We start from the raw sequence: 10,515 nt of genomic DNA, 5'->3' as shown, positions 1-10,515 counted from the left end.
AATAACGCCAGCCGTGATACTGGCATTTCAGTTCGCGCCCGTCATTGATGCCGATCGACAGCCTGACGCCGCGATGCAGGCAGCGGTTCTCCCAGATGTTGACGTAACCGTCATCGGCCCGCCACACGGCGAATTCCCGGCCCAGCAACTGGCCGTGGAAAACGTGGCGAAACGGCAAATCATGGGCAGCGGCGATCGGATGCCACCGGCTTCTGGCTTCTTCCAACATCAATCGTCTCCAAAATGTCTGTCAGGCTGCAGCCGGGATGACCCCGTAGGTCACGCCCTTCTGGCTGAGCCAGCGCCGGTAGGCGATGGCCGACTTGTCAGCGCGGATCGGCGTCTCGGCGCGCGGATCGAGCGGCAGGCGCTTCGGCACCTGGTTTTCCAGGATCGGCTTGTCCTGGCCGAAGATCGTCTGCTGGAAACGCTTGATCACCTTGTCTTCATTGTCTTCGTCGAGCACGCAAAGCAGCATGTGGGCGCGCACATGCTCCTGGTCGACCGGCTGCAGGAAGACGGCGATGACATCGCGCCGGGTCTCGTCGACCGGGCTCGATTTATAGAGCACCGAGCAATAGGGATGCGGCACGCGATAGACGTAGTCGACGTCGGCGCCGCCATCGGACGCCGTCGACGCCATCGGCTGGAAGAAGCGGCAGCGCGTGGCCAGGATCTCGTCGCGATCGACGGAGATCTCGACGTCGTATTCCTTGACTTCGGTATGCGGCTCGACGCCGAGTATGTCGGTATGCACATAGGGGAAGTGGCCCATGTCGAGAAAGTTCTCGATGGCGCGTGGCGCCGAGACGTTGACGCCGAACGTTGCCGCATTGAGCTTGCGGCGGTCCGGCTCTTGATATTCGGGGATCGGGAACAGCTCGGCCGGCGGCGACCCGAGCGAAGTCCAGACATAGCCATAGGCGCTTATTGCAGGCAGCCTGTCGGCGGGTGGAATATGGTCAGCCCTTTGCACATCGGGACGCGAGCGCCAGACGACGGGCTCGCCATCCGCGTCCACCGCAAAGCTGAGGCGCTCCTCGAGCAGAACGGTCTCCTGGACGGCGCCGGGAGCAGCTTCCGCGATGGCGCCCACGGGATGCCAGAGATTGAGGATCACGGGATCAGCGCATTTCGTCATCATGTTATCCCTTCAAATACCCTCGGACGTCATCAGATCTGTGCCGGTATCGCACCATAGGTGACCGCCCTGTCACGCAGCCAGCGCCGATAGGAAACCGAGACGGCATCGGCGCGGATCGGCGTCTCGGCGCGCGGATCGAGCGGCAGGCGCTTGGGGACCTGGTTTTCCAGGATCGGCTTGTCCTGCGCGAAGATCAATTGCATGAAACTGCGCACCGTCGCCGCATCCATGCCCTCCTTGAGGTAGCAGAGATAGGGATGCGCGACGCAGTTCTCCTCGTCGACCGGCTGCACGAACAGCGTGATGACATCCAGCCTCCCCTTCTGGATCGGATTGCTCTTGTAGAGCGCCACCGTATAGGGCCGGATCACCTTGTAGATGTACTCGACGACGAACCCTTCCTTCGCGGTCGGCGACGCGATGGGCTGGTAGAATTTGCATTCGGTCGCCAGCACCTCGTCCTGGGGCGTGATTTCCACCTTGTAAGGCACGACCTCGGTATGCGGCTCCTCGCCGAGCCAGCCTGTGTGGATGAAGGGGAAATGCCCCATGTCGAGAAAATTCTCGACGGCGCGAAGGCCCGACACCTTGACCGCGATCGAGCCGCCGCTGACCAGATGTCGATCCGCCTCGTTGGCCTCGGGGATGTAGATGATGTCGCGCCAGGGTTTGTCCAGACAGGTCCAGACGAAGCCATAGCGCTCGGCGCTCTTCAACACGTCGCCGGTATCGTTGCGAACGACTTCGATCTTGTTTGAATGTTTTCGAACGACGAGATCGACCCCAAGCAGACGGGTCGAAAAGGGCACATCCTGGCTGAGCGATTCCTGGTCAGCGACGATATGCCAGTCGTTCAGAAGCTCGCGGTCGACGCAACGGGTTGCCATCGGCATCCCTCCCAACTCGGCTAGCCCTTCACCACGAACCTAGCCTGACGTTTCGCAATGACGAAATCACAAGATTGGATACCAATCAATGATTTTTTGTCAGCCAAAATCATTTTTTGTGTTGACAGACTATGATGATTGAATTCCGATATGGAAAACCTGAACCTGGGATATGGCACATCCCGAAGCGTCATGTCTTCATCATGGAAAGCCTGCTGATCATGTCGTCGCAAAGGCGGAGAACCGTGCCTTGAGCAGCCGCTCCCAGACGATCGCGGACACGCTGACCCGCGCCATCATCGACCATCGGCTGGTGCCCGGCTGCAAGCTCGGCGAGCGCGAGCTTGCCGAGATATTCGATGTCAGCCGCATCGTGGTGCGTCAGGCCCTGATACGGCTCGCCGATGACGGGCTGGCGCAGATCGAGCGCAACCGCGGCGCCTTCGTCGCCAGGCCAAGCATGCAGGAGGCAATGGAGATTTACGACGCGCTGACCCTTGTCGAACAGGGGGTGGCGGCCCAGCTCAGCGATCGCCTTGGCCCCGCCGGATGGGCCGAGCTGCGCCAGCATGTCGAACGCCAGCGCCAGGCAGTCGCCGCCGGCAACGATGCGCTGGCCGACGTGCTCGGCCAGGAATTCCACACGGTGTTCGTGCGCCTTAGCCGCAACAAGGTGATGCAGGAAATCCATGCCCAGCTGGTGCGCCGCACGACGCTGCTGCGCTCGCTCATTTCAGCCGATTTCGACTATTGCAATCTGCTCGACGATCATTCGAGGGTCGTCGACCTCCTGGAAAAGGGCCGCCTGAAACAGGCCATGGACCTGATCGACACGCATCACCGCACCGTGGTGCGCGGCTATATCATGGATCGCGACGTGTTTCCGGAGATGACGCCTGCCGAAGCGCTCGCACCCTATCTCGACGGCAAGGCCGACGGAGCGACGATATCGGCTGGATTGAGGCAGGCAAAACCATCCGGGAATGGCGACGGCGCGGTGCACGCGCACGTCCATCTCCCTAACAAAGACCGGGCATCGACAAGCCGGGCATCAACCAAAAAAACCAACAGAGGGTTACCGACATGAACGACCTGACAAGACGCGGATTCCTGAAATACAGCGGTGCGCTGGGTGCTGCGCTCGGTGCCGGAGGGCTGAGCACGGTCGCCAAGGCTCAAGAGGTGCTCAAGATCGGCGTCGTCTACGTCTCGCCGATCGCCGAAATCGGCTGGACCAAGCAGCACAGCCTTGGCGTCGAGGCGATCAAAGCCGCGTTCGGCGACAAGGCCGAACTCACCGTCATCGACAACATCTTCATGCCGCAGGATGCGGAGCGCATTTTCCGCGAGCTGGCCAGCGCCGGCAACAAACTGATCTTCGGCACCAGCTTTTCGCACGGAACGCCCATGCAGAAAGTGGCGCCGCGGTTCCCCAAGGTGGCTTTCGAACATTGCTCCGGCATCGTCCACCTTGCCAATCTGGGTACCTTTGAAGCCAAATATTACGAGGGCACTTTCGTCGCCGGCGCGGCCGGCGGCTACATGTCGAAATCGGGCAAGATTGGTTTCATCGGCGGCTTTCCGATTCCGGATATCGTCGGCCCGGCCAACGCGCTGCTGCTCGGTGCGCAAAGCGTCAATCCGAACGCCACCTGCAACGCCATCTTCCTCAATTCCTGGTTCGATCCGGGCAAGGAGAAGGAGGCCGCCAAGACGCTGCTTTCGCAAGGCTGCGACGTCATCTGCTCGATGACCGACACGGCGACGGGCGTCCAGGTCGCGGGTGAAGGCGGCGCCTGGTCGATCGGCTACGCCAGCGACATGGCCAAGTTCGCTTCGGGCAAACAGCTGACGTCCTTTGTCCTCGACTGGACCAGCGACTATGTCGGCGCCGCCAAGGCCGTCGCCGCCGGCACCTGGAAGCCGGAAGTGCGCTGGGATGGACTGGCAGCGGGCGTCGTGAAGATGGCGCCCTACAATGACGGCATACCGGCCGACACCAAGGCCAAGCTGAAGCAGCTCGAGGCCGACATCGGCAGCGGCAAGGTGCACCCCTATGGCGGCGAGTTGAAGGACCAGGCCGGCAACCTCAAGGTCGCTGCAGGCTCCGTCCTGGCCGATGACGATGTTCGCGGCATGAACTGGTTCGTCAAAGGCATGATCGGCAAGCTGAGCTGAACGCCATCAAAGAACCAGGGAGGCGCCGAGACCGACCTTCGGCGTCTCCCTGCCTGGTTCCCGTCCAACCTCGCTTCACGCCACGGCAGGACCCGCCATGCATCCGCGTCTAGAACTGCGCAACATCCGCAAACGCTATCCCGGCGTCGTCGCCAATGACGAGGTCTCGCTGTCTATCCAGCCCGGCGAAATCCACGCCGTGCTGGGCGAAAACGGCGCCGGCAAATCGACCCTGATGAAGATCATCTATGGCGCGGCGCAGGCCGATTCCGGCGAGATCTTCTGCGACGGCAATCCGATCGCGGCGCACAACCCGGCGACGTCGCGCGCGCTCGGCATCGAGATGGTCTACCAGCACTTCGCGCTGTTCGAATCCGTTTCAGTGGTCGAGAACATTGCGCTCTCGGCAAGCAGCGCCTTCGATCTGCCCTCGCTTGCCGCCAAGATCCGCGAGCTTTCGCTTCGCTACGGTATGCCGATCGATCCGCATCGCCAGGTGCATGACCTCTCTGTCGGCGAGCGGCAGCGCGTCGAGATCGTGCGCTGCCTGCTGCAGGCGCCCAAGCTTCTGATCCTCGACGAGCCGACTTCCGTGCTGACGCCACAGGCGGTGGTCAAGCTGTTCGAGACGCTTCGACAACTCGCCGCTGAAGGCTGCAGCATCGTCTACATCAGCCACAAGCTCGACGAGGTGCAGGAGCTCTGTGACACCGCAACCGTGCTGCGCAACGGCAAGGTCACCGGCACCGCTCGGCCGAAAGAGACGACCTCGCTCGAGCTCGCCCGCATGATGGTCGGCTCGAAGCTGCCGGAAATGCATGTCAGCCCGCCGACCCCGAGCGAGAAGCCAGTGCTCGAGGTCAACAACCTTTCGGTCAAGGCAAGAGACCATTTCGGCGTGGATCTGAAGGACGTCTCCTTCAACGTTCATGGCGGGGAAATCGTCGGCCTGGCGGGAGTGTCCGGAAACGGCCAGGCGGAGCTTATCGCCTTGCTCAGCGGCGAACGCACGCATCACAACAACGACGCGATCAGGATTTGCGGTACCGCTGCCGCTCGCCTTCGTGCCGACGAGCGCCGTAAGCTCGGTCTCGCCTTCGTTCCCGAGGAACGGCTGGGCCGTGGCGCGGTACCGTCGCATACGCTGTGGGAGAACGCGGTTCTGACCGCCCATCGCTTCGGCACCGTCCGCAACGGCCTGGTCGACCGGCGCAAAGCCAGCGCCTTCGCAGCTGGCATCATCGACAGGTTCAAGGTCAAGGCCAACGGTCCGGCTTCGACGGCGCAAAGCCTGTCGGGCGGCAATCTGCAGAAATTCATCGTCGGCCGTGAGATCGCGCTCGAGCCGAAGCTTCTGCTTGTCTCCCAGCCGACCTGGGGCGTCGATGTCGGCGCCAGCGCCTTCATCCGCCAGACCATCGTCGACCTCAGCCGCGCCGGCGCGGCGGTGCTCGTCGTCTCCGAAGAACTCGACGAGCTGTTCGAGATTTGTGACCGGCTTCTGGTGATCTGCCAGGGGCGCGTGTCACCGCCGCTGGTACGCAAGACGACCGACCGCGAAGAGGTCGGGCTGCTGATGACCGGTCGAACGATGAGCACGGATCAAATGGCAATTGGGAGTGGCGACGTTGCGCTTCAGGATTGAACAAAGGCCGGAGCCTTCGGCAACAATGCGCGTCGCGGCGCCGGTGCTGGCGTCGGTTTTGACGCTGGTCGTCGGCTCGATCTTTTTTGCCTCGCTCGGACACGATCCGCTGCCGACGCTCTACGCCTTCTTTGTCGAGCCGTTGAATTCCCTCAACGGTTTGTCGGAATGGCTGCTCAAGGCTTCGCCGCTGATCCTCATTGCGTGTGGGCTGGCTATCGGCTTCCGCGCCAATGTCTGGAACATCGGCGCCGAGGGCCAGTTCACCATGGGCGCGATTGCGGCGAGCGGCGTCGGTCTTTTCTGGCCGAACCCGGACAGCGTGCTGCTGTTGCCGTTGATGTTCGTTGCCGGCATGGGCGCCGGCATGGCATGGGCGGCGATCCCTGCCTTCCTGCGCGCCCGCATGAACACCAACGAGATCCTGGTCACGCTGATGATGACCTACATCGCGACGCTGTTCCTGTCCTATCTCGTGCATGGACCGTGGCGCGATCCGGCCGGTTTCAACTACCCGCAGACGGCACTTCTGCCGACAGCCGCCCTGTTCGAATCCTTCGACCCGGCCTATCGGCTCAACCCTTCGATCTTCATCACCGTCGTCGCCGTGTTCGTGATGTGGCTGTTCACTGACCGCAGCTTCCTTGGCTACAAGATGTCGGTGAGCGGAGCGGCACCGCTTGCCGCCCGCTATGCCGGCTTTCGCGAATCTGCCGCCGTCTGGATCGGGCTGATGGCGGGTGGTGCGGCCGCCGGCATCGCCGGCATGGCGGAAGCCGCCGGGCCGCTCGGCCAGCTCTCGCCGCAGATTTCGCCCGGCTACGGTTTCGCGGCCATCATCGTCGCCTTCATCGGCCGGCTGAACGCCTTCGGCATCGTGCTTGGCGGGCTGTTGATGTCGCTGCTTTTCCTCGGCGGCGAAGGCGTGCAGATGACGCTGGGCCTGCCCTCGGCGCTGACGCGCATCTTCCAGGGCATTCTTCTGTTCTTCCTGCTCGCCGCCGACTTCTTCATTTTTTATCGCATCCGCCTGATACGGCCGGCCCGAGACACGCACGCGCTGGAGACAGCCTGATGGACTTGATCATCGCCATCTTCACCGGCACCGTCATCGCCGCCACGCCGCTGATATTCGCGGCACTCGGCGAACTGGTGGTCGAGAAGTCCGGCGTGCTTAACCTTGGCATCGAAGGCATGATGCTGATGGGCGCGGCATTGGCTTTCTGGGCCGTAACCGCAGGCTATCCAATGCCGGTTGCGATCCTGGCCGGCGCCCTGGCAGGTGCCGCCGCCTCGCTGCTGTTCGGCGTTCTGGCACTGACCTTCCTCACCAATCAATATGCGGCCGGACTGGCGCTGGCCATCTTCGGTTCCGGCGTGTCGGCCTTCCTTGGCCGCGGCTTCGGCAGCGAGCCTATCGAGGCGCTGCACGGCATCAACGTCCCTGTTCTGTCCGATCTGCCGCTGATCGGTCCGTTGCTCTTCCGCTTCGATCCGATGGTCTACCTAGCTCTGGTGATGTTCGCTGCCATCAGCTGGTTTCTCTACCGCACGAAGGCCGGGCTGATCTTGCGAACGATCGGCGAGTCACCGCAGACATCGCATGCGATCGGCTATCCCGTGATCAGGATCCGCTACATGGCCGTGTTGTTTGGCGGGGCGATGGCTGGCCTGGCGGGCGCCTATCTGTCCGTCGCCTACACACCGCTCTGGGTCGAGAACATGACTGCCGGCAAAGGCTGGATCGCACTGGCGCTGGTGGTTTTCGCCACATGGCGCCCGCTGCGCATCCTGCTTGGCGCCTGGCTGTTCGGCGGCATGACGATCCTCCAGCTGCAGGGACAGGCGCTCGGACTGGAAGTGCCGTCCGAACTGCTCTCGGCCCTGCCCTATCTCGCGACAATCATCGTTCTGGTGCTGATCTCGCGAAACCGGCAAATGCTGGCGCTGCACTTCCCGGCTTCGCTAGCAAAGCCTTTCCGTCCGGCGGGTTGAGCAGCAGGGTCTATTCCCTGTTGTAGGGAATGCCGAGCGCCACGGGCTGATGGGTGCGCGACCGCAAGCCCGCAAGCAGCACAAGTGACGCCACATAGGGCAAGACGAGGAACAGCTGGTGGGGGACAGGAATCCCCACCACTTGCGCATGGATGCCCAACGCCTCCAGAAACGCGAAGATGAAGATCGCTCCAACGATCCGGAACGGCATCCAGTTGCCGGCGATGATCGCGACCACGACCAGCCAGCCGCGGCCGGCAATGAGATCGGGAACGAACTTGTCCGAATAGCCAAGCATCAGGAAGGCGCCGCCGAAGCCGGACATCATGCTGCCGAACATGATCGCGAGGCACTGCCTGAGGCCGACGTGCAGGCCCTTGACGTCAAGCGCCTTCGGATTTTCGCCGACACAGCGCACCTCAAGGCCGTATTTCGTTCGGTAGAGAAAGAACCAGACGAGGATGGGCACCAGGAAGCTGACATAGGTCAGCAGGCGTTGGGAAAACAGCACCGGTCCCAGGATTGGAATATCCGACAGATAGGGGATCGGAACCTGGTCGAAGCCGATGAAGGTCGGCGCCTCGCGACCGCCAATATAGGCCTGGAACCAGAACAGCGTCACGCCCGATGCCAGGAGATTAAGGGCAAGGCCGGCTACGAATTGCTCGGCCTTCAAAACAATCGTGACGAACGACATGATCAGGCTGCTCGCGGCGCAGGCCAGGATGGCTATCGCCAGAGCCAGCCAAGGCGATCCGGTTGTCGAGGCAACCATGTAGGCGACAATGGCGCCAATCAGCATGGTGCCTTCGACAGCGATGTTCCAGATGCCCGCGCGCTGCGTGACAAGTTCGCCCATTGCCGAAAAAAGCAATGGCGTGGCAATGCGGACCATCGCCGCCAGGAGGCTTATCAGAAGCGGGCCCTGCAGCAGCTCAAGCATGGACTTCCCTCCTCACGATCTGAAGGCGCGTTGCGACGGCGGCACTGAGAAAGAACAAAAGCACCAGCCCTTCCATCGCCGACACCAGGCCTGCCGGCGTGCCACTCTTCAGCCGCATGTAGATCGTGCCGCTTTCCAGCGCGCCGAAGAACAGGGCGGCGATCATCACGCCGCTCGGGCGCAGTCCTCCCACCATGGCAACGACGATCCCCGAACTGCCGATGCCAAGCAGCGTCTCGGCACGCAGCCGGTGCGAGACACCGAAAAGCTCGCCGGCGCCAGCCAGTCCCGCCAGGGCCCCCGACATCAGCATGACGGTCAGCAGAAGCCGGCGCACATTGGTGCCGCGAAACGTCAGCGCGGTCGGGTTTGAGCCGAACGCGCGGATTTCGTAGCCCAGCGACGTCTTGTCGAGCAGCACCGCTGCGAATGCCGAGGCGGCGAGAGCGAACAGGAAGCCGACATGCAGCTTTCCCGCCCCAACAGCCAAGAGGATCGGCCACTCCAGACTTGGATCGATGGGCGGCGACTGGTGATAGGATACGGTCACGCCTGTCGCCATCCAGGGGCCGCCATCGAGAAGGTAGGCGAGCAGGTACATGACGACGTAATTCAGCATCACCGTCGAAATGATCTCGCTGGTGCCGAACCTGGTTTTCAGTGCGCCGGCCAACAGGCCGAGCACGCCGCCGCCCGCCATTCCGGCCAGCGCGAGTGTGCAGACGGCCAGCCAGCCTGGCAATGGCGCTATCCAGAAACTCACCCAATAGGCGGCCATCGCGCCGGCGAACACCTGCCCCTCCTGGCCGATGTTCCAGATCTTGGCCCTGAATGCGAACACCGTGCCCAGCCCGACAAGCAACAGCGGGGTCGCCTTCGCCAGCGAACCGAGCAATGCGCCTTGGCTGCCGAATGCGCCGACGATCAGGGCCGTGAAGGCCCTTGCAGGATCGCCGCCGGAAAGCCTCAGCAAAACAGCGGAAGCCAGGAGAGCACCTGATATCGCCGCCGAATAGCAGACGACGTTCCATCCCAGGCTGCTGCCCGAGCGTCGTTGAAATGAAATCATTGAATTCCCTGCGTAAGCTGGCTGGCATCGCCTGCCATCATCATTCCAAGTTCGAGGAGGCTGGTCTCCTCGGGTCGCACGATGCCCATGATCCGGCCCTTGAACATGACCGCTATGCGATCGCAAAGGCGCAGCAGGTCTTCGAGTTCCTCTGAGGCCAGGAGGATCGCAAAGCCCGCGGCCCGCTTTTCCAGGATTTTCTCGTAGACGAATTCGGAGGCCGCAACGTCGAGCCCTCGCGTCGGCTGGTTGGCCAGCAACAGCCGCCGCGCATGCTGGAACTCGCGGGCAAGAATGACACGCTGCGCGTTGCCCCCCGACAGTCGCTCCACCGGGAGGTCCGCCGAGGCGGTCGCGACCTTGTATTCGTCGATCTTGCGCCTCGCCAACTCAGCCAGTTTGCGGCGATCGAGGAACGGACCACGACAATATTCCGGCGATCGCTGCCAGCCGAGGACAAGGTTTTCGGCGGTTCCGAACTCCGGGATCAACCCTTCGAGGAAACGATCGTCCGGAATGAAACCCACGCCGCTGTCGAGAATCTGGCGAGACGTCGGCGCGGTGACCGGGCTTCCTTCCAGCGAGAAACCGCCCGATTGAAGCGCGCGGACTCCCATCAGTACCTCGAACAGTTCCTTCTGGCCGTTGCCGGCA

The 10,515-nt window shown here is 62.5% G+C and carries 11 protein-coding genes; 5 read left to right on the top strand and 6 right to left on the bottom strand.

Going from position 1 to position 10,515, the window contains the following annotated elements; all coding sequences use genetic code 11:
- The 3 genes from ENZ75_RS08925 to ENZ75_RS08915 all read right to left on the bottom strand — a co-directional run.
- The coding region (locus tag ENZ75_RS08925) for a Rieske 2Fe-2S domain-containing protein (protein WP_164887766.1) at nt 1-229 on the bottom strand (229 nt) is incomplete at its 3' end.
- 21 nt (nt 230-250) lie between these two features.
- Complete coding sequence (locus ENZ75_RS08920; protein WP_013529897.1) at nt 251-1,144, bottom strand: aromatic ring-hydroxylating dioxygenase subunit alpha; 894 nt, start codon at nt 1,142-1,144, stop codon at nt 251-253.
- Between the two features lie 29 nt (nt 1,145-1,173).
- The gene (locus tag ENZ75_RS08915; protein ID WP_032809603.1) at nt 1,174-2,031 is read right to left on the bottom strand and encodes an aromatic ring-hydroxylating dioxygenase subunit alpha; all 858 of its coding nucleotides are present in this window, start codon (nt 2,029-2,031) and stop codon (nt 1,174-1,176) included.
- 250 nt (nt 2,032-2,281) lie between these two features.
- On the opposite strand from ENZ75_RS08915, the gene ENZ75_RS08910 reads away from it, so the two are divergent.
- The 5 genes from ENZ75_RS08910 (at nt 2,282) to ENZ75_RS08890 (ending at nt 7,849) form a co-directional block, all read left to right on the top strand.
- Nucleotides 2,282-3,118 carry a GntR family transcriptional regulator gene (locus tag ENZ75_RS08910; RefSeq protein ID WP_024505100.1) on the top strand — a complete coding sequence of 279 codons (837 nt, stop codon included), beginning with the start codon at nt 2,282-2,284 and terminating at the stop codon, nt 3,116-3,118.
- Nucleotides 3,115-4,209, top strand: a complete 1,095-nt coding sequence (locus tag ENZ75_RS08905; RefSeq protein WP_013529894.1) for a BMP family ABC transporter substrate-binding protein — start codon at nt 3,115-3,117, stop codon at nt 4,207-4,209. The genes ENZ75_RS08910 and ENZ75_RS08905 overlap by 4 nt, the downstream gene beginning before the upstream one ends.
- Nucleotides 4,210-4,306: 97 nt before the next feature.
- Nucleotides 4,307-5,854, top strand: a complete 1,548-nt coding sequence (locus ENZ75_RS08900) for an ABC transporter ATP-binding protein (RefSeq protein ID WP_063168881.1) — start codon at nt 4,307-4,309, stop codon at nt 5,852-5,854.
- 25 nt (nt 5,855-5,879) lie between these two features.
- On the top strand, nt 5,880-6,929 hold the full coding sequence (locus ENZ75_RS08895; protein ID WP_224621515.1) for an ABC transporter permease: 1,050 nt from the start codon (nt 5,880-5,882) through the stop codon (nt 6,927-6,929).
- A complete protein-coding gene (locus ENZ75_RS08890) occupies nt 6,929-7,849 on the top strand; it encodes an ABC transporter permease (RefSeq protein WP_082826540.1) in 921 nt (306 codons plus the stop codon). The genes ENZ75_RS08895 and ENZ75_RS08890 overlap by 1 nt, the downstream gene beginning before the upstream one ends.
- A 10-nt stretch (nt 7,850-7,859) precedes the next feature.
- On the opposite strand, the gene ENZ75_RS08885 is transcribed toward ENZ75_RS08890, so the two are convergent.
- The 3 genes from ENZ75_RS08885 to ENZ75_RS08875 form a co-directional block, all read right to left on the bottom strand.
- Nucleotides 7,860-8,792: an ABC transporter permease gene (locus tag ENZ75_RS08885; protein WP_013529890.1), complete on the bottom strand. Its 933-nt coding sequence runs from the start codon at nt 8,790-8,792 to the stop codon at nt 7,860-7,862.
- Nucleotides 8,785-9,861, bottom strand: a complete 1,077-nt coding sequence (locus tag ENZ75_RS08880; protein WP_013529889.1) for an ABC transporter permease — start codon at nt 9,859-9,861, stop codon at nt 8,785-8,787. The genes ENZ75_RS08885 and ENZ75_RS08880 overlap by 8 nt, the downstream gene beginning before the upstream one ends.
- Nucleotides 9,858-10,515: ATP-binding cassette domain-containing protein (locus ENZ75_RS08875; protein WP_128278035.1), on the bottom strand; the 658-nt coding region annotated here is incomplete at its 5' end. The genes ENZ75_RS08880 and ENZ75_RS08875, both read right to left, overlap by 4 nt.

The sequence above is a fragment of the Mesorhizobium sp. M7A.F.Ca.CA.002.04.1.1 genome, from assembly GCF_004022805.1.
Lineage (GTDB): Bacteria > Pseudomonadota > Alphaproteobacteria > Rhizobiales > Rhizobiaceae > Mesorhizobium > Mesorhizobium ciceri.
This window is presented reverse-complemented; position numbering and strand designations above follow the sequence as displayed.